The organism is Streptomyces sp. NPDC057654, from assembly GCF_042800135.1.
GTDB lineage: Bacteria > Actinomycetota > Actinomycetes > Streptomycetales > Streptomycetaceae > Streptomyces.
The window spans coordinates 1-3,060 of sequence record NZ_JBHVHQ010000970.1; the positions used below are offsets into that span (position 1 = coordinate 1).

The following is a 3,060-nucleotide window of genomic DNA, read 5'->3' on the forward strand; positions in this document are numbered from 1 at the left end:
CCCACCGGGACCGCCGCCTCCTTCACGCGCACGCCGTCCGGCCGGCGTCACCGGTCACTTCTCACTGCTCGCCCCTCACTTCTTCGTGTCGGCCTTCTCCGGCACCGTCTGGCCCGTCATCGCGTCCACGACCTTCCGGCCGTCCAGCGGCTTGTCCAGGCGCACCGTCTGATCGAAGCCCTTCGCCATCATCACGCACATCCGCCCCGGGTGCTTCTCCTTGCCCGTGACGCCCACCGTCACCGAGTCCGAGGACTGGTCCCGCGCGGTGGCGGTGTAGTCGCTGCACACCCCGCCCCAGAAGTGGAGCGTGATCGTCCGGCCGTCCTTGTGGTCCACGCTGTACGAGGAGATGCGCATCGCCCCGGACTTGGCCGGACCGGTGGAAGGCTCCGAAGGCGAGGGTGAGGCCGAGGCCGGCTGCGACTCCTTGATGAACTTCGGGTCGACGGCGGGCTGGTCCACCGTGAAGGTGCTCTCCTTGCCCTGGGTGCCCGGCACCTGCGTCTCGAAGAGCCAGGAGGGCACCAGCGCCTGCCGCCCCGCGACGGCCCGCGCCGCCAGGGCGAACGTCGCGCCGCGCACGGCCACCGGGTCGGCCTTCGTGTTCTGGGCGCAGGGGAGCGTCGAGGCCCCGCCGCCGCTCCTGCCCTTCTCGGGACTCTCCGTGAGCGGCGCGGAGGTCGCGCAGCCCCCGGTGTCGACGCGGCCGTTCCCGGCGCCCTTGTTGAGCTGGTCGAGCGCGGCGCTCGCGCTGATCACAGGGTAGGAGTCGGCCTTCTCCGGCTTCGCCAACTGCCCGCTGCCGCCGGTGAGCTTGCCGTCCGAGCCGACCTGGAGGCTGGTCTGCCAGCCGTACGTCGGCAGGCCGCCCAGGACCGGATCGGCCTTCACGACCCGCGTGGCGCCGAAGAGCTGCGCCGCGTCCAGCTTCGCGTCCCGCTGCCCGACCGAGTCCAGCACGGGCTCCGCCGCGCGCTTCGCCGCCGCCTCGGATACGGGCCGGGAGCCGCCCTTCGTCTCGGAGCCGCCGCGGTACGAGGGGCAGGTGGCCGCGCCGGAGCCGGAGCCCGTAGCGCCGCCGTTCTTGCCCGCCGCGTCCGGCCCGACGCCCGGCGGGTGCTCGCAGTGCGAGCCGCCCAGCGTGCCGTACCGCGCGTACGACCAGCTGCCCGGCCCCTTGTGGCTCACCTGGAGCGAGGGCCCGCCCTTGCCCTGCGCGGCGCCCACCTTCCACGTACCGCCGTCGAGGCGCGGCGTACCGGGCACGTCCAGGGCCTTCGCCAGCCGGGCCACCTGCTCCCGGCTGATGTCGTCCGGGGAGAGGTAGACCGGCGCCGACTCGGGACCGTCCGGCAGTTTTCCGGCCGCCCGGTAGCGGGCGTTGCCGTGCGGGTCCGGCTCGCCGGGCGCGATCCCCTGCGAGCCGGGGCTCTGCGAGCCCTGCGCGGCCCCGCGTACATAGCCGTCGAGTGCCAAGGGGGGTGGTGCGCCGTCCTTGCCGGGCGTGGCCGAGCCACCGCCGTCGCCGGCGGTCGAGGCCCAGTAGGCGCCGCCACCGCCGGCCAGCAGCACCGCGGCCGCCACCGATACGACCACCAGCGGCGAACGGCACCGCCGCGGCGTGCTGTCGGGGGGATCCTGGGTGCTCACAACATCGCTCCTTCAACTCCGCTCAATGTGTACTGCCCCATCCCCCGTGAGGGGGACGGGAATTGGACGGAGCGGGGGAGCGGGCGGTTCCATCCGCCGGTTCAGTCGCCGTATTCGGACATCCCGTCCAGCAGCCGGGCGGAGGCCGGGGGCACCGTGATGCCGCGGATGCTCGTGAGCGGTACGGGCGCGGGCGGGGCCGCCGCCGAGGGCGGCCACTGGGGGGCCATCCGAGCGCAGTCGCCCCGCAGCTCGTCGAGCGATTCCGGCTCGGCGGCGGGGGATGTGACGGGCTTCACAGGATTCGGCATATCCGCACCGTACGCACCATCCGACCCGCGAAGAAAGCCCTACTATTGGGTAGTTTTGCCCGGTCGGAAAGGCGAATCAACACCCGGTAGCTTGGACTGGCTGTTTTCCCCGTTTCCCTACACGTTTTTTCTCTTCGCCTTCTTCCTTCTTCATACGTTCCCCGCATACCTCCCACCCCTTCGCCCCGCAGGAGCAGACCCGCCGTGCGTATCGCTGTCACCGGCTCCATCGCCACCGACCATCTGATGACCTTCCCCGGCCGCTTCGCCGATCAGCTGGTCGCCGACCAGTTGCATACGGTCTCCCTCTCCTTCCTCGTCGACGACCTCGACGTCCGCCGCGGCGGCGTCGCCCCCAATATCTGTTACGGCATGGGACTGCTCGGCCTGAAGCCGATCATGGTGGGCGCGGCCGGCGAGGACTTCGCCGACTACCGCGCCTGGCTCGACCGGCACGGCGTCGACACCGGCTCCGTCCGCATCTCCGAGGTGCTGCACACCGCGCGATTCGTCTGCACCACGGACACCGACCACAACCAGATCGCGTCCTTCTACACCGGCGCCATGAGCGAGGCCCGGCAGATCGAGCTCCAGCCCGTCGCCGACCGCGTCGGCGGCCTGGACCTGGTCCTGATCAGCGCGGACGACCCCGAGGCGATGCTGCGCCACACGCAGGAGTGCCGTTCGCGCGGCATCCCGTTCGCCGCGGACCCCTCCCAGCAGCTGGCGCGGATGGCCGGCGACGACATCCGGGTCCTGGTCGAGGGCGCCGCGTACCTCTTCACCAACGAGTACGAGAAGGCCCTCATCGAGTCCAAGACGGGCTGGACGGCGGACGAGATCCTGGCCAAGGTCGGCACCCGCGTCACCACCCTGGGCGCCAACGGGGTGCGCATCGAGCGCGTCGGCGAGGAGACCATCGAGGTCGGCTGTGCGGAGGAGGAGGCGAAGGTCGACCCCACCGGCGTCGGCGACGCCTTCCGCGCGGGCTTCCTCGCGGGCACCGCCTGGGGCCTGCCCCTGGAGCGCTCGGCGCAGCTCGGCTGCATGCTCGCCACGCTCGTCATCGAGACGCTCGGCACCCAGGAGTACGAGC

The 3,060-nt window shown here is 71.9% G+C and carries 3 protein-coding genes; 1 reads left to right on the forward strand and 2 read right to left on the reverse strand.

The genetic code is table 11. The annotated features are described in order from the left end of the window. Window positions 1-75 precede the first annotated feature (75 nt). Both ACFU99_RS39035 and ACFU99_RS39040 read right to left on the reverse strand, forming a co-directional pair. On the reverse strand, window positions 76-1,653 hold the full coding sequence (locus tag ACFU99_RS39035) for a hypothetical protein (protein WP_384402093.1): 1,578 nt from the start codon (window positions 1,651-1,653) through the stop codon (window positions 76-78). 101 nt (window positions 1,654-1,754) lie between these two features. Then, window positions 1,755-1,964, reverse strand: coding sequence for a hypothetical protein (locus ACFU99_RS39040; protein WP_384402095.1), 210 nt, complete (start codon window positions 1,962-1,964; stop codon window positions 1,755-1,757). Between the two features lie 204 nt (window positions 1,965-2,168). Between ACFU99_RS39040 and ACFU99_RS39045 the strand changes: the two genes are divergently transcribed. After that, window positions 2,169-3,060, forward strand: an 892-nt coding sequence (locus tag ACFU99_RS39045) for a carbohydrate kinase family protein (protein WP_384402098.1), incomplete at its 3' end; no start/stop codon positions are given.